Here is a 24,297-nt window from a genome sequence, read left to right on the forward strand (position 1 = left end):
TTTGTGTCCCTGTCAATAATGGGTTATGATACAGTTATTTATGAGACGAATACACGACTCGTTGCCTGAGCACATACGGGACTAAACAATGAGGAATTTCGGATGGAATCTCATATGATTCTATTCGAGGTTTCGACGTTTTGAAGGAGGGTTTTATTAGATGATCGAAATTGAAAAACCAAAAATCGAAACGGTTGAAATCAGCGACGATGCCAAGTATGGCAAGTTTGTCGTAGAGCCACTTGAGCGTGGATATGGTACCACTTTAGGGAACTCCCTTCGTCGTATCCTTTTATCCTCACTTCCTGGTGCAGCTGTAACATCGATCCAGATAGATGGTGTCTTACACGAATTCTCAACGATCGAAGGCGTGGTTGAAGATGTTACAACGATTATCTTAAACATTAAAAAGCTTGCACTCAAAATCTACTCTGAAGAAGAGAAGACGCTTGAAATTGATGTACAAGATGAAGGTACTGTAACAGCTGCTGATATTACACACGACAGCGATATTGAAATCTTAAATCCAGATCTCCACATCGCAACTCTTGGCAAGAATGCGAGCTTCCGTGTTCGCTTAACTGCACAAAGAGGTCGCGGGTATAATCCTGCTGATGCAAACAAAAGAGACGATCAGCCAATCGGTGTGATTCCGATCGACTCAATCTATACACCTGTATCTCGTGTGACTTATCAAGTGGAGAACACCCGTGTTGGGCAAATCACAAACTATGATAAATTAACACTAGATGTATGGACTGATGGAAGCACAGGACCGAAAGAAGCGATCGCTCTAGGTTCTAAGATTTTAACTGAACACCTGAATATTTTCGTTGGGTTAACTGACGAAGCTCAGCATGCTGAAATCATGGTTGAGAAAGAAGAAGACCAAAAAGAAAAAGTGCTTGAAATGACAATTGAAGAGCTTGATCTTTCTGTTCGTTCTTACAACTGTTTGAAGCGTGCGGGTATTAACACTGTTCAAGAGCTTGCTAACAAGACAGAAGAGGATATGATGAAAGTGCGTAACCTTGGACGTAAATCTCTTGAAGAAGTGAAAGCGAAACTAGAAGAACTTGGACTGGGTCTTCGTAAAGACGATTGACTAGTTTCATTGTGAACTAGGATTTTCGTGTGTTTTTTATTCATACAGCATTCTCTAACTAAGGAGGGGACATCACATGGCATACAGAAAGCTAGGACGCACTAGTGCACAACGTAAAGCAATGCTTCGTGACCTAACGACTGATTTGATCATCAACGAACGCATCGAAACAACTGAAACACGTGCGAAAGAACTTCGCTCTGTAGTTGAAAAAATGATCACTCTTGGCAAACGCGGAGATCTTCATGCTCGCCGTCAAGCTGCAGCTTACATTCGTAATGAAGTAGCTAATGCTGAAACAAACCAAGATGCACTTCAAAAATTATTCGCTGACGTTGCAACTCGCTACGAAGATCGCCAAGGTGGATACACTCGTATCATGAAGCTTGGACCTCGTCGCGGCGATGGCGCACCAATGGCTGTCATTGAATTAGTTTAATCACATAGCGTGTATCTAAGAAAGGGCGGGACAGTTCATAACTGGATCTATGCCCTTTTTTAGATACTACGGCTTTTTAACAATAAGCAAGAGGAGGTCCGGTAGAGATGGGGAAGACATTAATTGACGTAAAGGACATTGTATTTCGTTATCACAAGGATGCGGACAAGCCCGCTTTAGATCAAGTGTCATTGCATGTGAATCAAAATGAATGGCTCGCCATTGTTGGTCATAACGGTTCAGGTAAATCCACACTTGCCCGTGTACTGAATGGGCTCATTTTACCGGATGCTGGAACGGTCAAGGTTGGAGAGATTGAGCTGAAAGAAGAGAGTGTCTGGGATATTCGCAAAAAGGTCGGAATGGTCTTTCAAAACCCAGATAACCAATTCGTTGGCTCAACGGTTCGTGATGATGTGGCTTTTGGTTTAGAAAATAACGGGGTTGAGCGGGAATTGATGATAGAACGTGTAGATTGGGCTGTCAAACAGGTCAATATGCAGGAGTTTCTTGATCAAGAGCCGCACCATCTATCAGGCGGGCAAAAGCAGAGAGTCGCCATTGCAGGTGTACTTGCCGCAAGCCCTGACATTATGATCTTGGATGAAGCAACATCGATGCTTGATCCGATTGGCCGTGAAGAAGTGTTAGAGACTGTTAGACTATTGAAGGAACAAGGGACGGTCACAGTCATTTCCATCACACATGATTTAGACGAGGCCGCCAAGGCAGATCGGGTCATTGTCATGAATGACGGGAAAAAATTTGCCGAGGGAACCCCAGAGGAAGTATTTGAACTAGACGAACAGCTAGTTCAAATTGGACTTGATCTGCCATTTTCCTATCGGTTGAGCAAACAATTGAAGCAGCAAGGTGTACCGCTTGCAAATGCCCATTTGACACAAGAAGGATTGGTGAAAGAGCTATGGACATTACGATCAAAGAATTAGAGCATCGTTATCAAATGAAAACGCCGTTTGAGCGTCTCGCTTTGTATGATGTCAATGCTTCTATCCAAGAGGGCAGCTATGTCGCTGTCATTGGTCATACGGGCTCTGGAAAGTCCACGTTGTTGCAGCATTTAAATGGCTTGCTCAAACCAACGAAGGGGAGCATTGCGCTTGGAGATACCGTCTTACAAGCCAATAAAAAGCAGAAGGATTTAAAGTCCCTCCGGAAAAAAGTAGGCATCGTGTTTCAGTTTCCTGAGCATCAGCTCTTTGAAGAAACGATCCTTAAGGATATCTGCTTTGGTCCGATGAATTTCGGTGTTCCTCAGGAAAAGGCAGAAGCAAAGGCGAAGGAAATGCTGAAGCTAGTTGGTCTTCCTGAATCCCTATTATCTCGATCTCCCTTTGAACTAAGCGGCGGTCAAATGAGACGTGTGGCGATTGCAGGTGTTCTAGCGATGGAGCCAGAAGTGCTTGTGCTGGATGAGCCGACTGCAGGGTTAGATCCACGCGGACGAAAGGAAATCATGGACATGTTCTATGAGCTTCATCAAAAGGCAAACCTCACCACGATTCTGGTTACACACAGTATGGAGGACGCTGCTCATTATGCGGATCAAATGATTGTGATGCATAAAGGAACGGTGAAGGCGACAGGTACGCCGATAGAATTGTTTGCCAATCGTACAGATATGTCTTCGTTTGGTCTCGACCTCCCAGAAACGATTAAATTCCAGCAGACTGTAGAAGAAAAGCTGGGCATTACGTTTCCAAGACCGCTTCTGACCATGGATGAAATGGCAGAAGCTTTAACAGCTCTTTATCAGGAGGACACGACATTATGATGGATAGTATGATTATCGGCAAATATGTGCCAGGTTCATCCTTTGTCCATCGTCTTGATCCAAGGACAAAGCTGTTATCAATTTTCTTTTTTGTCTTTATTGTCTTTTTTGCTAATAATTACATCACTTACGGGCTTTTAGGTGTCTTTACCCTTCTTGTGGTGATGGTTTCTCAGGTGCCGCTATACTTTATTCTCAAAGGAATGAAGCCGATCCTGTGGATTGTCCTGTTTACCTTCATTCTGCATATTTTTATGACAAAGGATGGCGCCTTGCTATTTCACTTTGGTTTTTTAAATATTTATGAAGAAGGTCTAAAGCAGGGGATTTTCATTTCTCTCCGTTTTGTCTATCTCATCATGATGACGACACTTCTGACGTTAACCACAACGCCTATAGAAGTGACAGACGGTATGGAAAAGCTGCTTCACCCATTCCGTAAAATCAAACTGCCCGTTCATGAGCTTGCTCTCATGATGTCCATCTCTCTTCGGTTTATTCCAACTTTACTAGAAGAGACGGACAAAATCATGAAGGCGCAAATGGCAAGAGGTGTTGATTTTACAAGCGGACCTCTTAAAGATCGCATGAAAGCCATCGTTCCTTTACTTGTCCCGCTGTTCGTCAGTGCGTTTAAGCGTGCAGAGGAACTGGCGACCGCTATGGAAGCGAGAGGCTACCGCGGAGGAGAAGGGCGGACGAAATACCGTCAGCTTGTCTGGGGCATGAAAGACACGTTCACACTGCTCCTATTCATCCTGTTAACAGCACTCCTTGTGCTTCTGAGAAATTAGGTGATTCCTAGATGAAGGTCAAATGTACCGTATCCTACGATGGAACACACTTTAAAGGCTATCAGGTGCAGCCTGGGCAGCGAACTGTTCAGATGGAGATCGAGTCGGCTCTTGCAAGAATGCACAAACAGGATGAACTGATTCCGATTGTGGCTTCTGGCCGGACGGACAGCGGCGTCCATGCGAAGGGGCAGGTCATCCATTTCGACACGCCGCTTTCGATTCCGATGGAAAGATGGCCTTTTGCCCTCAATAGTCTCCTGCCGGATGACATCAGAGTTCTAAAGGCTGAGGAAGTGGATGAGTCGTTTCATGCACGTTTTAGTGTCGTTTCGAAGGAGTACCGTTATAAGGTCTCAACGGAAACGCACCAAAATGTGTTCACGAGACAGTATGCCTGCCACTTCCCTTACCGGCTGGATGCAGACAAAATGAGAGAAGCTGCTGGACACCTCATTGGCACACACGACTTCACAAGCTTTTGTGCGGCCAATACAGAGGTTCAGGACAAGGTGAGGGATATTTACACCCTCGAGTGGAAAAACGTCTCAGACGGGCTTGAAATGCGTGTGAAAGGAAATGGCTTTTTATACAACATGGTGCGAATTATCGCTGGAACGTTACTTGAAATCGGATCTGGTAAATTTCACCCTGATGAGATAAAAGCCATGCTTGCCGCCCGAAATCGCGAAGCGGCAGGCAAGACTGCGCCTAGTCACGGACTGTATTTATGGGAAGTTTTCTATGACAACTAAACCAGGTGTAACATGTTCTTGACACAGGAAGCAGAAAGTTATAAGATATCATATGGTATGTATTTCAACCCCACAAATAAGCCCCGGAAGACTTATCTTGTGTTTTGAAATAGAACGTAGCATTTGATTCAAGGAAAAATTATTGATTTATTTAGGAGGGAAACTCATGCGTACAACACCAATGGCGAACGCAAGCACAATTGAGCGCAAATGGCTAGTTGTTGATGCGGCAGGCAAGACTCTAGGTCGTCTTTCTACTGAAGTAGCATCACTTTTGCGCGGTAAGCACAAACCAACTTATACACCACACGTTGATACAGGTGATCACGTCATCATCATCAATGCTGAGAAAATCGAATTAACAGGTAAGAAATTGACGGACAAAATTTACTACCGTCACACTATGCACCCAGGTGGTTTGAAACAAAGAACTGCTCTTGAGATGCGTACAAACTACCCTGAAAAAATGTTGGAGCTTGCTATCAAAGGTATGCTTCCAAAGGGTCCATTAGGCCGTCAAATGTTCAAAAAATTAAATGTGTACCGTGGTTCTGAGCATCCACATCAAGCACAACAACCTGAAGTTTACGAACTTCGCGGTTAATTATAAGGGAGGTTAACAATTTGGCACAGGTTCAATATTACGGTACAGGTCGTCGTAAAAGTTCTGTAGCGCGCGTTCGCTTAGTTCCAGGTGAAGGCCGTATCGTCGTTAATAATCGTGAAATTACTGAATACATTCCATTCGCTGCTTTAATCGAAGACGTGAAACAGCCTTTGAACATCACAGAAACAGCTAACAGCTACGATGTTCTTGTAACTGTTCACGGTGGTGGATTCTCTGGTCAAGCTGGAGCAATTCGTCACGGTATCTCTCGTGCTCTTCTAGAAGTAGATCCTGAGTACCGTACATCACTTAAACGTGCTGGACTTCTTACTCGTGACCCTCGTATGAAAGAGCGTAAGAAATACGGTCTTAAAGGCGCACGTCGCGCACCTCAGTTCTCAAAACGTTAATTTGGTTCAAAATGCAAACCCCACAATCACTATGGTTGTGGGGTTTGTTCATTATTAATGACTTGTGAAAACCCATCAAATTTTCTTGGTAATAGACAAGTAATAGACAGGTAATAGACAAATAATCAGAGAAAATAAAAGGGTCATTTACCCTTTTATTTAAGTAGATCAACAGCGGCTATTAATTGTTCAATATCTGTGTGCGTGTAAACTTTGTCTGTAATGTCACTAGAAGCGTGTCCCATAATTCTTTTGATATAAAGTTTATCTGCTCCGTATAAATGCATTCTCGAAGCAAATGTATGTCTACAATCATGTGGCTTATGTTCCATTTCTAATTGTTCCATGATTTTTTTCCATTTCTCCTCATAGTAATTCCAATATTTCATCTGTTTATTTTCATGGTTTACAATTAAATATTCGTTTGATTTGTTGTAACGAGCTTCAATAAAAGGGAGAATTCTTTCATGGATAGGAATAACTCTGTTTTTGCCTGCCTTTGTTTTGCTCCCACCTCTCATGATTCGCTTATCTAATTCAATTTCGGCATTCTTTATTGAAAGAAGTTCGCCTGGTCTTAAACCAGTGTAGATCATGATTAAAATGGTATCTATAAAGTCCATGCGATCTACACAAGTCCATAAAGTGCTTACTTCGTTTTTGCTGAAAGGCTTTCTCTTACTTTCTTCGGTGTTCGCTCCGATTTCAACAAATTTTGAGTAATCTTTTTGTACAAGATCATTTTCAAGTGCGTGTTTAAATAATTGGTTGAATAGTACTTTTATTTTTCTTAATGTCGCATGGCTTTTATTACAATTATCAATTACTTTTTGAAGGTGTGTTTTTCTGATGTCGACAAATTTCATATTGTGTAACGTTTGAGAAATTTTAAAAGAAGCATTGTAGCCGTTTATATTTGATTTTGAGACTTTTTTGAACTTTTCTTTTGACCATAAATCGAATAATTCGGCAAAAGTGACTTGGGAAGCCTCCGTTGTATATGGGTTCTTATTGAATTCAGCTAGTGCCATCATTGCTTCTGAACGATCTGCATAGTATCCAATATTCTGGTATAGCTGCTTGCCGTTTTCATCCCACCCGATAGTTTTTCTTACACCCCAAGGCTTTCTTCTTTTTCCAGATAACTTATAAACTGAACCGTATCCATTTGGATTTTTCAATATATGACACACCTTTCAAACTGTGAATCGAGTCATATTAGTCATTTTTTATGTTTGGAATAGATGATTTACATAGGATTATAGCAAAAAGTTGACTAAAAATCATAATTCAGTTCAAAATAAGTTGAAAAAGATGACTATAAGTGCTATATTGAACACTAACGAGTCATATTATTCAACTGGAAAAAGTGATTTAATCGTCAAATATCGACATGTTTTTTATTTGATATATGTTAAATTTAAGCGAAAAATGGTGATGGGATGCTTGATGATAAAATTAATATTCGGAATTATTTAAAAGAAAGTATTTTGTCAAAAGGACTAACACAAAAAAAAGTCTCATTAGAGACTGGAATTAGTGAAGGTCAATTAAGTAAGTTCTTTTCTAGTGGGCATGAAATTTCTTTTTCAATGGTCTTAGATTTGGTTCAATTGCTAGCGCCAGAAAAAGAAATTGAATTGATGACTAGTTATGTTATGAATATAACTAGAAAGAAAAATCAAAGAATTGCTTTGGAATATGCCCATGTAAAAAGAATACATGATCTATCCCGCCATTTAATCGAAAAAGGGCTTATTGATCAAAATGAAGAGGTTAGGGAATGGAGTCAAATTTATCATTGGCAGTTTCAAGCTAAACAGACTGACTATAACGAGCGAGAATTTTTGTCGGAACTTAAGAAATTTAAAGCTCACAGCGCTGAAATGGAAGCTTTATTAATGATACTGGAAATGTACAGTTTTTTTTATAATAAGAATTTAGAAATTGCTAACTATTACATTGAAGGAATCAAAGAAAAAATCTCTGAAATTTCTGACCCCTTTATTTATAAGGCTTTTATGGTTCGGCTGGATGAAGCTGTATCACATATAGCATTAAAATTTAAGGACAATGTTGAATTAGCTCGGCAAGCTTCTGAAAGAATTTTAGTTTCTCGTATGGGACCTACATTTGACTCAACAGCTTATTTTATACTAGGAATATCTTATATGATGGAATCGTATGAGAGGGCATATGAATACTTAAATCATTGTTTAAGCATAAATGAGGATATTGAAAGATTTAATGTTGCAGATAACATAAAAGAAAATATATCTATACTCCAATTTTGGTGGGGTAAAGAAGTTGACTATTTGAATCCGTTTATAAAAATTTTGATAGGTGAAGCTAAAACACAAATAAAACTCGATAAGGAACAACAAGCATATGTTCTTTTATTTGAAGGAATTAAAGAAAAGAATTGTGTCAAACTATTACTATCTATGCATTTGTTTTTAGGGAATAATGATGTGTTTCGAGCTAGGTTACCGAAAATAGAACTTTTGAAGATAGACTCCTTTGAATCATCTATATTAAAGGAGGTGATTGTATGAAAATTGTTAAGGTGGTAATGGGTGTAGGGATTTTAACAGTTGCTTTATCTTCTTCAATAATCTTTAAACCTATGGTTGACCCGCCAATTGGCTTGAAAAGTAAAGAAGTGAAAACAATTGAACAAGAAAAGTTTTTTATTTAATAAAAGACGTTACCTATAAAAGGTAGCGTCTTTGGTGTTTTTTCAGACTATTTCATAATTTTATTTTTCAGAAAAAAGGAAATTGTTACATGTGAAAGGAGTTGTTTTTAGTGAAAAGGGTAGTGAGTTTTGAAGAATTTTTTAAAAAGTTGGTGGAGAAATTAGAGAAAAAAAAGAAAGAGACAGCTAAAATTTCCTAGTCGTCACTTTCTTGATTTTTAGAATTTCTGTAGGCTTCGAGAACGTCTAACATAATTTTTAATTCATCATCAGTAACTTCTCGATCTTTATATTTTATGAAATTATACTTTTCTTTGATGTTGTCTAATGAAAGGTCAGGTTCAAATAAAAGTGATTTTTCATTATTGGAGAAATTATTTAATTCTTCATCGTCTGTAAAAAAATAAGACGTATGAAGGTTAAAAAACTGAGCTATTTTCTCTAATAAAGGAATAGATAAAGTTTGTCCTTTTTCGATTTTACTTAAATAGCTGCCTGTAATTCCTAATTCCTTAGCAAGGTTTCTTTGAGAATATCCATGTTCTTTTCTAACTTGTCTAATTTTTTTACCAACAATGTTATTTTCCAAGTTTACACCTTCTTTTGTTTATCCTGCTTATTTCTTGTATTAAGTATTATATCATGGGGTTGACAAATAGTTAAAAAAAACTTTGGATAACTTGTAAGTTTGAACTTACAGTGCTATAATAAATTAAAAGTGAGTCATATTTGTCATCAAATGTGGTTTTTCGAGTCTTATAAATCATTTCGAGGTAGTTAGATGAATTATACAGATACAAAACAAAATATGAGAAAAGCAGTGTTAATTGCTAAGACGCTAGAAGGTAGTTGGTCAGTACGAATGAAAATGGCTTTGGATATTGTGATTATAAACCATTATCTTAAACAGCCATTAAGTAAAGGGATTATCGAAAGGTTATTGCTTAAAGGTGTATCACTAAGGCGGATCAAGAAACATTATAAAGTCGGAATGAAAGAAATCAATTCGTTGATGGCCAGTTGATCAATGTGAGTATACACCATTGATGGACTGTCAAAGAAGAAGTGTTTAGGAGAGGTTGATCTTTGAAAAAAGTACATACAAACAAAAAAAGCGCCTTGACTGAATCAAGAACGCCCAATAATAAAACCTAGACAATTTTATTATAGGGCTTCTTGAATGAAATGTCTATATGCGTCGTTTTTGGCGATTGACAGTAATCGGTATACCAAACTGTAAGCAGGCTAGAAAAAGCGTGCGGGATAGTTGTCACCATTAATCAACTTGATGGCTATAAATAGCCTACTAGGTCGAGTGAAACGGCTGATAAGCGCCATGATGGGAAACCAGAGCGGATATATATGATTGATCTCATTCAAGAAGGGATAGTGATTCTTATTTATACTGTGACGGAAGTTAAACATAAAGTGGATTCATTGTTAAAAGAATTTGGGACAAATGACGTTTATGAAATTTGCCAACAATTAAACATTTGTATTAACACACAACCATTAGGTCGTATAGATGGCTTCTTGCAATATTACAAAAATAAAGATGTTTTCATCATTCATGTGAATGAAACGATAGAGGACAAACTTTTCACGATAGCACGTGAATTAGGTTTGTACTTCCTATGCAAGACACATGCGTTAATTGAAAAATGCAGTCGATTAGTTTTAGTTGAGGATGGCTTAGTTCATCCTGCTGGTGTATTTGCGTCTGAACTATTGGGGAATGGATTGAAAAAGAAGTGCGTAATAGGAGCGTAAGGGCGCGCAGGCGGCGACAGCCGCAAGCGGCAGCGGTAGCGCCCAGCGACGGGAGGAGTGAGCGGAGCGAATGACGGGATTAGTCCAACCCCCCCAAGCTAACAGGGGGGTACAAATGACAAGAAAAGAAAAAGAAACCGTTGAGAACACTGTCACATCAATAGTTGACTATGTACGTGTGAGTTTTAAAACACATGATGTAAAGGATATTATCCAAAACGTATTAAACCTACATGAAGAATTTATGAAACATAAGCCGACAGGCTTTTACGGATATATTGGTACGTATGAAATGGATATGATCAAGGTGTTCTATAGTAAACCAGATGATGAAAGAGGTGTGCTTATCGAAATGTCGGGTCAAGGTTGCCGACAGTTTGAAGCATTCCTAAAATGTCAAAAGAAAACGTGGTTTGATTTCTTTCGAGAATGTAAGGACAAAAAAGGAAAATTCACAAGGCTTGATATTGCGATAGATGATAAAAAAACGTATTTTTCTATTCCTGCACTTTGTGAAAGAATTAGGCGGCAAGAGTGCATTACAAAATTTAAAAGTATATCGTATGATGGTTCAACCTTGCTTGATGGAGGGAAGCCTTATGGAATGACTCTCTACATGGGTTCAAAGAAATCGGATGTTTACTTCTGTTTCTATCAAAAAGGATTTGAGCAAGCTCAAAAATATGATATTCCTTATGATGATATTGATAAGAAGTGGAATAGATACGAATTGCGTTTAAAGGATGATCGTGCTGAAAAAGCTATTCAAGAATTGTTGAGAAAAGAGAATTTGACGTATATCGCCATTTCGGTCATTAACTATTATGTTCGATTTGTGGACAAAGATGAAAGACATAAAAGGCACTGGGAGCCTAGCAAGTTTTGGGCAAAGTTTATTGGTGATGTTGGAAAACTACGACTTGCTGTGAAAGCTGAAAAAGATACTTTTGAGAAATCATATGTGTGGCTTAAAAATAACTGTGCGCCTATCATGCGTGTTGTGTTGGAAATGGATAAAGCCAAGGGAACGAATTATATATCTGACATGCTCCTTAATGCGAAGTTAGAAAAGAAGCATATAGACATGCTAGAAACGTTCTTAGCAGAAAGGCAGATGGGGTGATCAAGTTGGAAAAGATCATTAGAGGCAGGACTTTCATGCAAAAGCTCTTTCAGACTTGTCCAAGGTTGAGTAAATTAAAGTCTAGTGGTGCGTACATGGCTTGTGTCAACGGTACCGGAACGAAGTGAGGATAAGGAGTTGAAACAATCAGCGCCCCCAATACCCTTTTAATGTCTCAAAAGGTCATCACACCTTTTGAGCTGCCTACCGGCGAGGGAGTCCCCCAAAGATTTGGGGGAATAGGGGGATTGATTGTTTTTCTTTTTGTTCTTTTATGTAAATTAATGCTAATTAGTGATATAATTGACTTAACGAATAGCGGAAAAATAGGGGGATTAGACAAATGAAAGCAAAGAAAAATACAATGGTCAAAGCTGTTGTTGGTCTAGGGTTGGCGGGCGTATTAGTAGGCGGTACTATTTGGGGTTTTAATGCTAACGCAAAGCAAGAAACACTTGAAACACAGGAAAAACAGCAAGTAAAAACGGTTTCTGTCACCAATGTTGAAAAGACTGAAACTAAGGGACAGAAAGAAGAAAAAGTGAAGAAGAAGGAAAGCCCTAAAAAGGACAAGGTAGAGAAAAGCAAAAAAGCAGATTCAAAGAAAACTGAAACAGTAGCAATCAAAAAAGAAGAAAAGAGCCAGTCGATAAATAAGGTGGAGCAGAAGAATTACAATACTTCAACTTCTAAAGCTCCAGTAGTTGCTTCTAAGAAGTCATATAGCTCTTCTAATGGTTCAACTAGCTCTAATAAATCATACAGCCAAACGAAGCCATCTAATGGGTCTACCAGTTCTAACAGATCGGTAACAGGCTCTAAAAAACCCAAACAATCAACCAGTCCTAAAAAGTCATATAGTCATGTGAACACTCCTAAAAAAACAGTGCCTAAACGTTCAAAAGGTGGTACGTCTACAACTGGTATTAAAACAGGTGAAGGAAATATCAAGAATCATGGTGGTGATAAATCATCGGGTAGAACTTATGAAAAAGGCATAGCTGATGCGAATGATCTTGACGGTGTACCATGGGATGAATTGAATAAGTAAAAGTGATCGAAAGGCATTCTGAAATGGATGCCTTTTTTATTTTGAAAAAATGTGTGAGGTGTCGAAATGAAAGATAAAGCGTCGCAAAAACTTTTAGCGGTAATTGTAATCATGCTATTTAGTGTGATCATAGGATATTCACCTTCTGTTCATGCAAAAGGTGAAGGAATAGAAACATTTGGTGTTAACCATGACGGATATTTAGAAATGAATGGCGAAGTTCTCTATATGCTAGTTGACGGTGAACGTGTCAAAGCAACGCTTAACGGATTGATTGAAAAAGGAGATGCAAATCAAGAATTATTAATGGAAAGCGACCTTGAAGACAAACAAGGGATTATCGCTTCCATTTTTTCTTTTCTAAAGCCATCCAAAGCGAAGGCAGCGGCTCCCAAAATTGAATATAAAGGAGCAGTCACTTATCGTGGTTCAGTTGTCGGAGATTTTAGGGTAGATGGGAAACAGGCCTTTTGTTTTCAGCATTCAAAAGCGTCACCGCCGACAGGTTCAAAGTATAAAGAAGCGACACCTTATGATAATGCGAGAGTGCAAAGGGCTTTGTATTATGGGTGGGGTGGTCAAGAAAATATCTTTAAAAATAAAAATCAAGGTATTGTCATTACATCTTTGATCTTAGACCGTTTATATTCTGGTGGAAGTTCTGGAAAGAATCTTCCCAAGTATGACGAACTATGGGATTTAGTTATAAATGGCGATGATTTAGATAATGCTATCAAATTTTCTGACAATGATCTATCGGTCCTTGTGAAAGGAAATAAACAAGTTTCACAAACAACAACTTTAAAAACATCTAAGAAAAACAGTGTGAAAATTAAAGTGCCTAGGGGTGTCACAATTGTAAATGAGTCAACGGGAAAAAAAGTAACAAATGGTACTATGCGAGTATATGGCTATCAAAAAGTACACTTAGAAGCTGAGATGGATGTAGGGGTAAATTATACTACTGGAAAACTTGAAAGTGATATGGCTATATATCAACCCTTATTAACTAAACCGTCTGGAGGTAGTTATCAAGTATTAGGGTTCATGGAATGGTTCAAAGACCCTTATAATACTACGTCATTCAAAGCAAAATTCGAGAAGCGTCAAAAGAACATCAATGTACAACATTTAGACAAGTATTCGGGTGATCTCCTTAAAAAAGAAAGCTATACCAGAAACATAGGTTCAACGTATTCATTTGCGCCAAAATCGTCTATCACGAAAGGGAAAGAAAAATTCATCCCTGTTGATCAGAAAAATAAAGCTGGGACATTAGGCAACAAAGATGTGACGATCAAGTTTTATTACAATTTGGAGCGATCTATAAATGTAAATTATTTTGATGATCGCACAGGTGAAAAGATAAAAGAATCTAAGAATTACAAAAAGGTGCGTGGAGAAAAGTATGCAGAAAAGCACCCTTCTATCAAAAGTGGAGAATACACCTATCGTTATGTAAGGACTGATGGAAACAAAGAAAGCGGAACAGTGGGGTCAAAAAACATCACGATTAATTATTATTATGACAAACCACTCGCAAAAATAGGCTTTGAAAAACTGCAAATCTATACAGCGCAATGGGAAAAGGGTCTGCCTGTCAAAGTATTATTGTCAAAAGAATTGAATTACAAGTCTAGCTTGAAAGAAATGTCCGACAAAAAAATCACAGTAGGGCTATATCGTGGCTCAACAAAGGTCACATCAAAAACGTATACAGCAAAAGAGTTACCTAAGAAGATTGATATGAAAATCCCTGCGAAGTATTTGAAGGTAAATGACAAGGCTCTTTACACAGTGAAGTTCACAGACTTCAGCAAAAACGATTTTAAAATTGATTTTGCGAAAAATTCACTTACAACGGATGGATACGCAGCGAGTGAAAAAACGATCAAGGCAGATGCGGCAAAAGACAAAAAGCTGTCTTACAAGGGTGTTGTCATGACAGAAAAAACGCCTTTGATGGGAAAGGTGTTTTATGAACAGTTAAGTATACCGATTAGTCAAATTCCAAGAAAGAAAACAGGTTATGGCTTTGAAAGGGAAGTGAATCTTCATTATGAAAATGAAATCGGCGGAAAGGTTGCGCCTGCATTTGATTTTGAAGTCCCTACTAATATGGTCGATAGTTATTTGACATACAAGAAAAGCGGAAACCGTTCTTTAGTTGAAATGGAAGAAACGAAGCATAGCAGTGAAATGAAGGGCGAAACATCGGTGTATGATATTACGTATGAGCTTCCGCATATAAACGTGGAGCGTCATACAGGACACCTATTTAATGATGAACAGGTCGAGAAGAAAGATAAAAGAATCACGTATGATCTTGTGGATGGTGGTCGTAAGTTTTATAGCCCTATTTGGTCGTATATGGGGAAGTATGGCATGAAACTGAAATCACAGCCTATGGGTGTGAATCTCGTTATGGTGGATGTGCAACAACAACTAGAGCTATACGCCCATATGTATGCTCATATGGATTCGGAAACGAAGGAATATGACGAGGTTCTTTTGAAGCCAGTGTATGCAGATGATCCATTTCCAAATGGTTTACCAGAGGGATGGACAAAAGAGGACATGGAATGGATAAAAAACAAATAACAGAGAGGAGATAGGTGGATTGAGTTTTGCAGAAATTTTAAGAAAAGCTATGGATGAAACAAATATGACACAGGCGGAATTGTCAAAGTTGACGGGGATAGGGAAATCTTCAATAAGTCAATATGTATCAGGTAAGAATGAACCTAATCAAAATAGAAAAATTAAGATATTTGAAGTTCTTGGGATTAGTCCTTTAGAGCATATTGATGAAATAAGTACGGATAGTGGGAGAATATCTGTGCAGAAAGCGGCTAAGTTATTGGGGAAGTCAGAACAATTTGTACGTGTTGGATTGCAACGTTCTGTCTTACCTTTTGGTACAGCGGTGAAATTAAGCTCCAAATGGACTTATCATATAAGCGCAAAGAAGTTTTATGATTATATCTGATGGATTACGGTTTAAAACGTTGAATAGCAGCTAGGTGAAAAGAATCAATATTTTTAGGGGATTTTTATAATGTCAGGGTCTTGTATTTGAAAACGGAAAATAATTTGTTTTAAAATCACGTTATTAGTTATATAATTTTAAAAAATGGGCATAATTTAAAATAAGGGAGGTTGGAATTGTGGAATATGAAAAATTAACAAAGCTTTTTTATAAGAAAGGTGAACAATTTGCCGAAGAAGAATATAAAAAGCGTATAAATAGTTATGGTTCCTATCTAACCCCATTATCTGTGCAAGGATTTAGAAAAGGTAAACTGACTCAGTGTCATCACTCCTTATTTTACGTTAACATACCATATTTGATGCAATTAAATAATAAGGTGTTAAAAAATAGTTCAAGAATCTCATCATTAATTGCGAAACTGCCGCAATATATATTAGAACCATATTTTCATAAAATGATTGTTAATGAAGCGCAGAGTAACAATGAAATTGAAGGGATAAGAAGTACAAAAAAAGAACTGGAAAGTGTATTAGAAGGAGTAAATAGATCGGAAAATCGTAACAAACGTTTTACGGGTCTTATGAAAACATATTTGTTTATCGATGATATTGAACCGTTTAAAACTGTGCGGGATTTTAGAGAATTGTATGATGATTTAGTTTCGAAGGAAATTGATAGTAGTAATGAGCCCGACGGTAGGTTGTTCCGAAAAGGTTATGTTGAGGTAAACAATGGTTTATCGATCACACATATAGGAGTTAGTTCCGAGGACAAAATAATAGAGTGTTTAAATACACTTATAACATACTTGGAAGATGATGAACACCCTGAATTATATCGTTATATGGTTGCTCACTATTTTTATGAGTATGTACATCCATTTTATGATGGAAACGGAAGAACAGGGCGATTATTGGTTTGCAGTTATTTATCTAGATATCTTGAGAGATACTCCGCTATAACATTTTCATATGCTGTTAATAAGAATAAAAATAAGTATTATAAGGCACTTGAAGGAGTACCCAATCCATTGAATAAAGGAGAACTTACATTTTATTTAATGGATATGCTTGAATTATTATCTATGGGCCAAGAAGAGATTATAGAGGATTTAGAAATAAGTTTGGGGAAACGTGAGAGAATAGCAAAATTCTTTAATGAAGATTTTGTAGAGAGTAGCCGAGACAAGTGGCTAATATTAAAATTTATGGTTGATATTTCTGTGTTTGTAAATAATGATGCTAATATTTCAATAACGAAACTAATGGATGCTGTTAATATAACGAGATATAAAGTGGACAAAATAGTGAGCGAATTAGAGTCTGAAGGTTATATAGAACAAGTTAGCCTAAGACCTAAAGCATTTAAAGTAAATGAGGGTTTTCTGGAGAACACACTTAGAGTTTAAAATATAAAGTTTCTAATTCCGCAGAAGGTATAACTAGGTGGTATTATTAAAGTAAACTCAATGGGGTAACCGTTTATGAAAAAAAGTACAGAATTCAGATGTAATCTTGATATCAGTATCGTTGAGCGGGTCAATAAACGATTGTTAGAAAACGGCTATTCTGAAAATGCTAAAGGGATTAAATATAATACAGGGAAAATCAAACAGGAACAATACAAATGGAATTTTTTAATGGCTTGTTTAACTCGAGTAAAAGAAATTGGCATGTATTTGAATAGCAGCGAAATGAAAATTGATTTTGAAAAAGATTATGTTGGATTTAAATTCATCGAATTACTCAATTATGCAAGCCAAATAGAAACGATAACCAATCAAATAATTGCAAATTTATCGAAGAAAGAATTTAAAAAACCTCAGGTTAATAATTTCTTTGTTTTGGATGATTTTAAAAGAAAATATGGTGGGAATACTTCAGGAGATTCACAATTTATTGAATATATACGTTCTCTTTGTGCAATTCACCCAACAGAAACAAATAGACATACAAAGAGGGGGTTTCAATCAGGTCTTGAATTTTCTCCGTACGTTAGTAAGCTTGGAAAGTCTATTGATCTTATGAGATTTCCTCTAGTGATTAATACTTCCTCAACTACAGAGGAATTAATTAATTGTTGTCTAAGCATTACAGTGTATCCTGGAGAAAAAAATATAAGTGAAGATCACACCTCAAAAAAGAGTGAGATAAATAAATTGTTTGCACTTGGTGTAATAGATGAAGAAGAGTATGAAAATTTGTTCGATCGGATTGAATTTGGTGGAGATTTTTACATTATTGTCAATGTGAAAGATTTAATATGTTTTATTGAGGATAGTTATTCTAGATTAGAAATATTGATATAAGAGTTGGTGATGAGTGGGGAAACTCATCATCTTTGAAGTTGTACGACAGCTTTTGAGTAATATACCGGTAATAGACAAATACTTGTTTGATGTTGCTGTATCTAGATACCTCAGTTCTCAAAACGTTAATCAATTTTATATTGTATGGACGTTTTACAAAGGTTTGTTACAAACAAACCTTATAAAAAAAGCATCAGCCTCGTGCTGGTGCTTTTTTTTGTGCGTTTTATGTGATAGATCATGACTGGTCTCTTCCTCTTGGATACGTATAAAATATGAGTATAGAAGTTTTCTGTTAAAAAAGATGGAGGTTGTCCTATGAATCTAACGACAGAAAGATGTCTCATTCGACCATTTACGGATGATGATTGGCAGGATGTCTATGCATATACATCTGATCCGGCGGTAATGAAGTATATTCCGGAAGATGTATTTTCTAAAGAAGATGCGAAGGAATTTGTCAAAAATAATCGTCATGAAGATGCTAAGTATGTCGCTGTTGTATTAAAAGAAGATCATACATGCATCGGGCATATCGCATTTCATCCTTACTTTGGTGATCACACGTATGAAATTGGCTGGGTCTTCAATCCTGCATATCAAAACAAAGGCTATGCTTCTGAAGCGGCGTATGCTGTACTGCATCATGGCTTTCACACAATGAATTTACATCGGATCATTGCCACTTGTCAGCCTGAAAATGTGCCATCGTGGAGAGTGATGGAGAAAATGGGGATGAGAAAAGAGGGTTATTTTAAAAAGTGTATACCACAGGAAAGTGAGTGGTGGGATGAGTTTTATTATGCCATCTTGCGAGAGGAATGGAAAACTTGATAAGTTTTCATGATATGAAGTAATTCGTCATTCCAAATATCCCTTGGCTTTCGCTATTGATATAATCAGATCAAATAAGCAGAAGAGGGGCGCGCGCATGAGGATCTTTGATGCACATTTTCATATCATTGATTTTAATTTTCCCATTCAGGAAAACCAAGGGTATACACCGCCTAGTTATGTGGTGGATGATTATAAGAGAGACACATCTGATCTGGGGATTGTCGGTGGAGCGATTGTGTCCGGGTCATTTCAAGGCTTTGATCAAGGCTATTTGTTGAAAGCGCTAGATGAACTGGGTCCAGCTTTTTGTGGTGTGACTCAATTACCTTTTACAGCAACTGATGATGAGATTGTTCATTTGAATCAACAAGGGGTAAAGGCTTTACGTTTTAATGTGAAGCGGGGCGGTTCGGAGGATATTTCAAAGCTCGATTATTTTGCGAGAAGGGTGTATGAGCTGGCTGGGTGGCATAGTGAGCTCTATATAGACGCTAAGCATCTCCCTGACATCTCATCAACGCTTGAAAAGCTGCCGGCCGTTTCGATTGATCATTTAGGCTTATCGGAAGAAGGCTTGCCGCATTTGCTAAAGCTTGTTGACAAGGGAGTACGTGTGAAAGCAACAGGCTTTGGACGTGTCGATTTACAAGTTGAACAGGCATTGACATCTATTTATCAAACGAATCCTGAAGCGCTGATGTTTGGTACAGACCTTCCATCCACAAGAGCAAAGCGCCCATTTGAATACGGTGATGTTGAGTTGATTCAACAGCTATTTGAGGAAAAAGCAGCTGACCACATCTTATATAAGAACGCGCATCAATGGTATTTTGGTCAATAAGTTCCACTTCATTTCATAGGAGGTGTGTTCAATGGGGTTAAGTCAACTGACGTTCAGAGAAGCCAAGCTGGATGATCTCGATAAAATCGTCTTCATGCTCGCGGATGATATGTTAGGTCAAAAAAGAGAGCGTTACACGCAACCATTGTTAGAAATCTATATCGAAGCCTTTCATTCAATAGATGCTGATCCAAATATTGAACTCATTGTTGCGTGTGATCAGGAAGAAGCTGTAGGTGTTCTCCAATTAACCATGACGCCATTTCTTACACATCAAGGAGGATGGAGAGCATCAATAGAAGGAGTTCGTACGGCCTCGTCTCATAGAGGAAAAGGAATTGGCACATTGTTGATAAAATGGGCTATTCAACGCGCAAGTGACCGCGGCTGTCATATGATTCAGCTGACAACAGACAAACAGAGACCAGATGCACGCCGTTTTTACGAAATGTTGGGCTTTGAAGCCACGCATGATGGGATGAAGCTGCAACTTCATCGTCAATAAACATAGAAAGAAGCAAAGGTATTCACAATCCTTTGCTTTTTTGTGCCTTTGTTTCAAATATTTGTTATATTGAAGATGAGAATCTATAGTGGTTGGGAAAGGAGAAACATTTGAATAAAACAAAGAAAGATCTTTTGACATTTGTCACAAAAAACAAAAAGGACGTATCAGTGACAATCATTGAAAATGAAGATGTGGTATTAGATTGGAATGGTGATCAAAAAACACCACTTGCAAGTACGATGAAATTAATGGTTTTGTTTCATTTTGTTAAAACCGTCTCTAGCGGTGACATCAAGCTAGATGAAAAAGTGACATTGTCTGATATAGAGCGGTTTTATATTGATAGAACCGATGGCGGTGCTCACACATACTGGCTGGAGGTCAACGATTTTTCTGAGCATGCAACTTTATTAGATGTTGCCAAAGGGATGATGCAATTCAGTTCGAATGCTTGTACTGATTATTTGATTGACTTGCTCGACTTAGAAAAGATCAATGATCAGATGAAACAAGCAGGTCTTACAGAACATGATGAACTCATGCCGCTGACACCCAAGCTGTTGTGGCCAGCCTATGTATCTGATCATGAGCAGGATGCATTAAAGCAAATGAGCGATGTAACTGATGAACAATACAAATCTCTGATGATTGAGATTTTTAATATCATGAAAAATGACCCAGAGCATAAAAAGGCGTTAGAAGAAAAATTGATGAAAAAGAACTTGTTAAGCTTGCGTATTCAATCATTACTGACGCAAAAGATGACAAGGTCTACAACGAATCAATATGCACATTTTATGAAACGTCTACAGGATGAGCTGTTAACAACAGAAGAAAAGCGTCTTTTTAGCCAAATTGTGCTGGGAGAAACATTGAAGACGGAAACAGATCAATATATTTGGTATAAAGGGGGATCGACGTTGTTTGTTGTCACTGCTGCTTTATATCGAAAAACGGATACATCAACTATATCGATTTCTCTATTCATCAACGACCTGAAAGCGGAGAATTCTCACTGGATGGGGGAAGTGTTCGATGAATTTATACTTACCGTAGTAGCAGATCAAAACTTTCGACAACGATTGATTCAAGCTTTTACTACATAATTATCAAAAAACAGAGGGTGACGCCCCTCTGTTTTTATTATTTCTTGATGGGAAACGCTTTGTATACATCTTGACGTTTCTCTTTTGACTTCACAACTCCATCAATCAGTTCCTTTTGCCAAAGCGCTGTATCGTCTTTGTACACTTTAAAAGAGTGAGGGAGCTTTTTTTCTAGCTGTTTTCTTTTAAACGTGACGGACGGCTCGTCTTTAGAGCTCATATTAAGTGTTACTTGCTTTACGTTATCGATAAGAATAAAAAGTGCCAATGCATTATATAAGTAGTTTTTTTCAATGGTATCCTTCTTATCAAACCAAAATGCATCAAATTGTTCTTCTGTATAAGTGGCATTTTCCTTCACGCCATATGTCACTTTTAGCGCTTTTTCATCTACGATTTCATACTCACGAATCACGTTACCTGGAAGATCTGATAAAATAGCGCCGATTGCTCCGTTGTCTCCAATGTAAGAATTTTTGTGCCTGGAAAGCTGTTTTAAGGATATGTCTTCTATTCCTTTTATGTCGCTCTTCTGCTTGGTCGCTTGACTGCTGCATCCAGATAAGACGACTGTTAGTAGCAGCAGGATATACATCCATTTCTTCATTGATTTTGCCCCTTTTCCATTCTTTCTATATATAAATGTTCATCTTATCACAATTTTCCAATCCATTAGCTCATTGATTTCCATTTACTGAACTGCATGTTTTGTTCAAACCAACGAACAATACAAAGAAAAAAAGGAGTTCAGTCCATGGCAGAAGTTCTTTCATTTTATCAATTGAAAACAAAACGAGATGTCACGCTTGAAAAGAAGCTGTTGCGTACATTGTCTCTTCAACAGGTGACGGTCGCTTCCGAGAAATTCACGAAGAAGCTGTTCCCATTTGCAGACGATCCAGCTGGGATTATGAGTGATGGCTGCATCGATTTCGCCATTGAAGCTTTTTTAGCAGGTGGGAGATACGGTGAGTCGAGCAAGTACGCTGAATCGTTCGATGATATAAAGAAGCGGTCAGTTCATGAAGAAGATGAGCTGGTTGAGGAGCTAGCAGGGTGTTTGCAATCGTGGGGGAATATGTTCCGAATGGAGCGGAGGATGTCGTGTCTGTATCCATTTGCGAAGGAGTTTTTAAGCATGTGGTGGCAGGAAGGCTTTCGAGAATCAGAAAAAAGGCATAAGCTTCGGCTGCACTAAGCATATTTCCAGCCCTTGTCCCATATCTATAAAATAATGGTGTATGGGAGGGACAGGGATGAAAAGAAAGCTGAAATGGACAGGGTTTTTAATCGGGTTTATTGTCCTCTTATTCTTATTCAGGTTTCAATTTCTAAATGATGATTCGTGGAAATCGTGGAACTTGCCTCTGAGCGGCAAGATCATCTATTTAGATCCGGGTCATGGCGGTCCAGATGGCGGGGCTGTGGGAGGAGAGCTGCTTGAAAAAGAGATTGCGCTGGATGTATCCATGAAGATACGTGACTATTTACAGGAGCAGGGGGCCCTTGTTCTTATGACCCGCGAGGATGATTCTGATTTATCATCAAAGAACACAAAGGGATATGCCCGGAAGAAAGCGGAGGATTTAAGAAACCGTGTAAAAGCCATCAATGAGTCTGAAGCCGATCTCTATTTAAGTATTCATTTAAATGCGATCCCATCGAACAAATGGAGCGGCGCACAGACGTTTTTTTACGGAAGGTATGAAGAAAATGAAAAGGCAGCGAAGTTCATACAAGATGAATTACGCAATAATCTTGAAAACACAGATCGAAAGGCAAAGCGGATCAATGGTATTTATTTAATGCAAAATGTGACAAAGCCAGGAGCTCTTGTGGAGATTGGGTTTCTCTCCAATCCGAAAGAGGCCGGTCAGCTGGCAACACCTAAATATCAAGATCAAATAGCCGCATCCATTTATAAAGGCATTTTAAGATATTTAACAGAGCAAAAAGAGCCGCCTGAATAAGGGGCTTTTTCCTTTTGAACACAGGCAAACAGGACAGACATTGTAAGGATATGTATGATATACTTGGATTGTAAACGAATTCAATAAAGGGTGAGGTTCTGCTATGATCGGACAAGATGATGTGAGAAAACTAGTTGGGAAGATGGACGAACCTTTCCTTCATATACCGCTTGGTGAGCTGGATGCCATCAAGGAAATCAGCCTAAAGCCTGAAAAAGAACATGTGAGCTTAAAGGTGGCTATTGCCAAAACGGGCACTGCTGAGCAGATGAAGCTTCAGCAAGACATCGTAAAAGCCTTGAAAGCAGAGGGTGCTAACACAGTAGGTCTTCGTTTTGAAGAACTACCTCAAGAAACACTTGAAAGGTTTATGCCGTCACAAGATGAGGAAGAAAATTTGCTCAACTCTAAAAATCCGCCTGAGTTCTTAGCGATTGCGAGTGGAAAGGGAGGCGTTGGGAAATCTACCGTGTCTGTGAACCTTGCTGTAGCACTGGCTCGTCTAGGAAAAAAAGTCGGACTGATTGATGCAGATATTTATGGCTTTAGTGTACCGGATATGATGGGAATCACCGTCAGACCAACGGTTAAAGGGGAAAAAATCATACCTGTGGAACGCTTTGGTGTCAAAGTGATTTCAATGGGCTTTTTTGTTGAAGAAAATGCACCGGTCATATGGAGAGGACCGATGCTTGGTAAAATGCTAAATAACTTCTTCCACGAAGTCGAGTGGGGAGAATTAGATTACTTACTATTAGACCTTCCGCCTGGAACGGGAGATGTGGCGCTTGATATTCATACAATGCTTCCAAGCTGTAAAGAAATCATTGTCACAACACCGCATCCTACAGCTGCCTTCGTTGCTGCTAGAGCAGGCGCAATGGCACTGCAAACAGATCACGAGGTGCTAGGGGTCGTTGAGAATATGAGCTATTATGAAAGCAAAAAAACAGGTGAGAAAGAATATGTCTTTGGAAAAGGGGGCGGGGACAAGCTGGCAGAAGAGCTGCGAGTATCGGTCCTTGGTCAAATTCCTTTAAGGCAGCCTGATTGGAATGAAGATGATTTTGCTCCATCTGTCTATGATGCGAGTCATCCAACGGGAGAAGTGTATCAATACATTGCGAATAAAGTCATTGAACAATTAGCAGTAAAAGCATAATGAAAGCCCGAGTGGATGTATGTTCA

28 protein-coding genes are annotated in these 24,297 nt (G+C 38.4%); 25 read left to right on the forward strand and 3 right to left on the reverse strand.

The features are described from left to right. Nucleotides 1-160 precede the first annotated feature (160 nt). The 8 genes from MHI33_RS00875 (at nt 161) to rpsI (ending at nt 5,905) form a co-directional block, all read left to right on the forward strand. Nucleotides 161-1,105 carry a DNA-directed RNA polymerase subunit alpha gene (locus MHI33_RS00875; protein WP_003217009.1) on the forward strand — a complete coding sequence of 315 codons (945 nt, stop codon included), beginning with the start codon at nt 161-163 and terminating at the stop codon, nt 1,103-1,105. A gap of 76 nt (nt 1,106-1,181) precedes the next feature. Beyond that, a complete protein-coding gene (rplQ, locus tag MHI33_RS00880) occupies nt 1,182-1,544 on the forward strand; it encodes a 50S ribosomal protein L17 (RefSeq protein WP_003216944.1) in 363 nt (120 codons plus the stop codon). Between the two features lie 107 nt (nt 1,545-1,651). Next, nucleotides 1,652-2,494, forward strand: a complete 843-nt coding sequence (locus tag MHI33_RS00885) for an energy-coupling factor ABC transporter ATP-binding protein (protein WP_044139649.1) — start codon at nt 1,652-1,654, stop codon at nt 2,492-2,494. Beyond that, a complete protein-coding gene (locus MHI33_RS00890) occupies nt 2,470-3,339 on the forward strand; it encodes an energy-coupling factor ABC transporter ATP-binding protein (protein ID WP_340908343.1) in 870 nt (289 codons plus the stop codon). Before MHI33_RS00885 ends, MHI33_RS00890 begins: the two co-directional genes overlap by 25 nt. Then, entirely contained in the window at nt 3,336-4,133 is a 798-nt protein-coding gene (locus tag MHI33_RS00895) for an energy-coupling factor transporter transmembrane component T family protein (protein WP_044139647.1), read from the forward strand. Before MHI33_RS00890 ends, MHI33_RS00895 begins: the two co-directional genes overlap by 4 nt. Before the next feature lie 11 nt (nt 4,134-4,144). Then, complete coding sequence (gene truA / locus MHI33_RS00900; RefSeq protein ID WP_106066802.1) at nt 4,145-4,888, forward strand: tRNA pseudouridine(38-40) synthase TruA; 744 nt, start codon at nt 4,145-4,147, stop codon at nt 4,886-4,888. A gap of 166 nt (nt 4,889-5,054) precedes the next feature. Further along, nucleotides 5,055-5,492 (forward strand): 50S ribosomal protein L13, encoded by a 438-nt coding sequence (rplM, locus tag MHI33_RS00905; RefSeq protein ID WP_003217042.1) that lies wholly within the window; start codon nt 5,055-5,057, stop codon nt 5,490-5,492. Nucleotides 5,493-5,512: 20 nt separating this feature from the next. Next, nucleotides 5,513-5,905 carry a 30S ribosomal protein S9 gene (gene rpsI / locus MHI33_RS00910; RefSeq protein WP_003217273.1) on the forward strand — a complete coding sequence of 131 codons (393 nt, stop codon included), beginning with the start codon at nt 5,513-5,515 and terminating at the stop codon, nt 5,903-5,905. Nucleotides 5,906-6,060: 155 nt separating this feature from the next. On the opposite strand, the gene MHI33_RS00915 is transcribed toward rpsI, so the two are convergent. Then, a complete protein-coding gene (locus tag MHI33_RS00915) occupies nt 6,061-7,086 on the reverse strand; it encodes a tyrosine-type recombinase/integrase (RefSeq protein ID WP_065097449.1) in 1,026 nt (341 codons plus the stop codon). Nucleotides 7,087-7,347: 261 nt separating this feature from the next. On the opposite strand from MHI33_RS00915, the gene MHI33_RS00920 reads away from it, so the two are divergent. Together MHI33_RS00920 and MHI33_RS00925 are read left to right on the forward strand one after the other, a co-directional pair. Next, on the forward strand, nt 7,348-8,460 hold the full coding sequence (locus MHI33_RS00920; protein WP_065097448.1) for an AimR family lysis-lysogeny pheromone receptor: 1,113 nt from the start codon (nt 7,348-7,350) through the stop codon (nt 8,458-8,460). Next, on the forward strand, nt 8,457-8,603 hold the full coding sequence (locus tag MHI33_RS00925; RefSeq protein ID WP_155758692.1) for a hypothetical protein: 147 nt from the start codon (nt 8,457-8,459) through the stop codon (nt 8,601-8,603). The genes MHI33_RS00920 and MHI33_RS00925 overlap by 4 nt, the downstream gene beginning before the upstream one ends. A 196-nt stretch (nt 8,604-8,799) precedes the next feature. Here the strand turns inward: MHI33_RS00925 and MHI33_RS00930 are convergent, their stop codons facing one another. Further along, complete coding sequence (locus MHI33_RS00930) at nt 8,800-9,192, reverse strand: helix-turn-helix domain-containing protein (RefSeq protein WP_056767820.1); 393 nt, start codon at nt 9,190-9,192, stop codon at nt 8,800-8,802. Nucleotides 9,193-9,384: 192 nt separating this feature from the next. Between MHI33_RS00930 and MHI33_RS00935 the strand changes: the two genes are divergently transcribed. From MHI33_RS00935 to MHI33_RS00990, 12 genes are all read left to right on the forward strand, one after another. Beyond that, nucleotides 9,385-9,627: a hypothetical protein gene (locus MHI33_RS00935; protein ID WP_056767823.1), complete on the forward strand. Its 243-nt coding sequence runs from the start codon at nt 9,385-9,387 to the stop codon at nt 9,625-9,627. Between the two features lie 338 nt (nt 9,628-9,965). Then, nucleotides 9,966-10,373, forward strand: a complete 408-nt coding sequence (locus MHI33_RS00940; protein WP_065097447.1) for a hypothetical protein — start codon at nt 9,966-9,968, stop codon at nt 10,371-10,373. A gap of 70 nt (nt 10,374-10,443) precedes the next feature. Then, nucleotides 10,444-11,496, forward strand: coding sequence for a replication initiation factor domain-containing protein (locus tag MHI33_RS00945; protein WP_065097446.1), 1,053 nt, complete (start codon nt 10,444-10,446; stop codon nt 11,494-11,496). A gap of 343 nt (nt 11,497-11,839) precedes the next feature. Next, nucleotides 11,840-12,547, forward strand: coding sequence for a hypothetical protein (locus MHI33_RS00950; protein WP_065097445.1), 708 nt, complete (start codon nt 11,840-11,842; stop codon nt 12,545-12,547). 66 nt (nt 12,548-12,613) lie between these two features. Continuing rightward, nucleotides 12,614-15,148 (forward strand): MucBP domain-containing protein, encoded by a 2,535-nt coding sequence (locus tag MHI33_RS00955; protein WP_065097444.1) that lies wholly within the window; start codon nt 12,614-12,616, stop codon nt 15,146-15,148. A gap of 19 nt (nt 15,149-15,167) precedes the next feature. Next, nucleotides 15,168-15,536 (forward strand): helix-turn-helix domain-containing protein, encoded by a 369-nt coding sequence (locus tag MHI33_RS00960; RefSeq protein ID WP_065097443.1) that lies wholly within the window; start codon nt 15,168-15,170, stop codon nt 15,534-15,536. Nucleotides 15,537-15,714: 178 nt separating this feature from the next. Next, complete coding sequence (locus MHI33_RS00965; protein ID WP_065097442.1) at nt 15,715-16,947, forward strand: Fic family protein; 1,233 nt, start codon at nt 15,715-15,717, stop codon at nt 16,945-16,947. 75 nt (nt 16,948-17,022) lie between these two features. After that, nucleotides 17,023-17,847 (forward strand): hypothetical protein, encoded by an 825-nt coding sequence (locus MHI33_RS00970; RefSeq protein ID WP_065097441.1) that lies wholly within the window; start codon nt 17,023-17,025, stop codon nt 17,845-17,847. 318 nt (nt 17,848-18,165) lie between these two features. After that, nucleotides 18,166-18,681: a GNAT family N-acetyltransferase gene (locus MHI33_RS00975; RefSeq protein WP_319610842.1), complete on the forward strand. Its 516-nt coding sequence runs from the start codon at nt 18,166-18,168 to the stop codon at nt 18,679-18,681. A 97-nt stretch (nt 18,682-18,778) separates the two neighbouring features. Further along, nucleotides 18,779-19,525: an amidohydrolase family protein gene (locus MHI33_RS00980; RefSeq protein WP_340908359.1), complete on the forward strand. Its 747-nt coding sequence runs from the start codon at nt 18,779-18,781 to the stop codon at nt 19,523-19,525. A 31-nt stretch (nt 19,526-19,556) separates the two neighbouring features. Then, nucleotides 19,557-20,030, forward strand: a complete 474-nt coding sequence (locus MHI33_RS00985; RefSeq protein ID WP_340908361.1) for a GNAT family N-acetyltransferase — start codon at nt 19,557-19,559, stop codon at nt 20,028-20,030. Nucleotides 20,031-20,140: 110 nt separating this feature from the next. Then, nucleotides 20,141-21,139 carry a serine hydrolase gene (locus MHI33_RS00990; RefSeq protein ID WP_340908364.1) on the forward strand — a complete coding sequence of 333 codons (999 nt, stop codon included), beginning with the start codon at nt 20,141-20,143 and terminating at the stop codon, nt 21,137-21,139. A gap of 37 nt (nt 21,140-21,176) precedes the next feature. Here MHI33_RS00990 and MHI33_RS00995 read toward each other — a convergent pair whose 3' ends face one another. Beyond that, complete coding sequence (locus MHI33_RS00995) at nt 21,177-21,746, reverse strand: DUF4825 domain-containing protein (RefSeq protein WP_106067681.1); 570 nt, start codon at nt 21,744-21,746, stop codon at nt 21,177-21,179. Between the two features lie 147 nt (nt 21,747-21,893). Between MHI33_RS00995 and MHI33_RS01000 the strand changes: the two genes are divergently transcribed. The 3 genes from MHI33_RS01000 (at nt 21,894) to MHI33_RS01010 (ending at nt 24,271) form a co-directional block, all read left to right on the forward strand. Further along, a complete protein-coding gene (locus MHI33_RS01000; RefSeq protein ID WP_340908368.1) occupies nt 21,894-22,337 on the forward strand; it encodes a YbaK family protein in 444 nt (147 codons plus the stop codon). A 58-nt stretch (nt 22,338-22,395) separates the two neighbouring features. Further along, nucleotides 22,396-23,109, forward strand: a complete 714-nt coding sequence (cwlD, locus tag MHI33_RS01005) for an N-acetylmuramoyl-L-alanine amidase CwlD (protein WP_065097629.1) — start codon at nt 22,396-22,398, stop codon at nt 23,107-23,109. A 103-nt stretch (nt 23,110-23,212) separates the two neighbouring features. Then, the gene (locus MHI33_RS01010) at nt 23,213-24,271 is read left to right on the forward strand and encodes an Mrp/NBP35 family ATP-binding protein (RefSeq protein WP_065097628.1); all 1,059 of its coding nucleotides are present in this window, start codon (nt 23,213-23,215) and stop codon (nt 24,269-24,271) included. Nucleotides 24,272-24,297: the final 26 nt, after the last annotated feature.

This window comes from Bacillus sp. FSL K6-2971 (assembly GCF_038006405.1).
Lineage (GTDB): Bacteria > Bacillota > Bacilli > Bacillales > Bacillaceae > Bacillus > Bacillus pumilus.